Source organism: Treponema sp. R6D11 (assembly GCF_054786075.1).
On the sequence record NZ_BDHD01000592.1, the window covers coordinates 1 to 734 of the forward strand.

Here is a 734-nt window from a genome sequence, read left to right on the forward strand (position 1 = left end):
CGGTAAGAACGTCCTTGATTTCTTCTTCGACAAGCGCCACCAGTTCGGGGTCGTCAACCTGGTCGATTTTGTTCAGGAAAACGATCATGTTGGGAACGCCTACCTGACGGGCGAGAATGATGTGCTCGCGCGTCTGGGGCATGACCGAGTCAGGCGCCGAAACGACGAGGATCGCCCCGTCCATCTGGGCGGCGCCCGTGATCATGTTTTTGATGTAGTCCGCGTGTCCGGGACAGTCGATGTGCGCGTAATGGCGCTTGTCCGACTGATACTCAAGGTGGCGGGTATTAATTGTAATACCGCGAGCTTTCTCTTCCGGAGCGTTATCAATATCATCAAATTTCATTTCCTTGTCGCCGAATTTCCTTGCGCAATGCATGGTAATGGCGGCTGAAAGCGTGGTCTTGCCATGATCAACGTGACCAATCGTTCCGACGTTCATGTGGACCTTAGTCCTATTAAATTTATCCTTTGCCATCTGTGTCCTCCTTAATGAACACTAAATATATTTTCTTCGTACTTAACGTACATAAATACTTTCTTTGAGTGGGAAACGAATTAAGCGGAAAATCAGCCGTCTATGCAAGTCTGCACGTTACGCAAAATATCCACATCGTTCCACCTTTCCCATTTTCAGTTTGACAACCATTAACCGTCAAACAGGCAGTTGCGAAGCAACTGCAAGCAACTTGCACAGCAAGTTGCAATGATCGGTTTGGAAACCTACCATTTAC

The 734-nt window shown here is 48.1% G+C and carries 1 protein-coding gene; it reads right to left on the reverse strand.

The genetic code is table 11. The features are described from left to right. Positions 1-478, reverse strand: a 478-nt coding sequence (locus ACYVTD_RS14900) for a GTP-binding protein (protein ID WP_461248497.1), incomplete at its 3' end; no start/stop codon positions are given. Between the last annotated feature and the right edge of the window lie 256 nt (positions 479-734).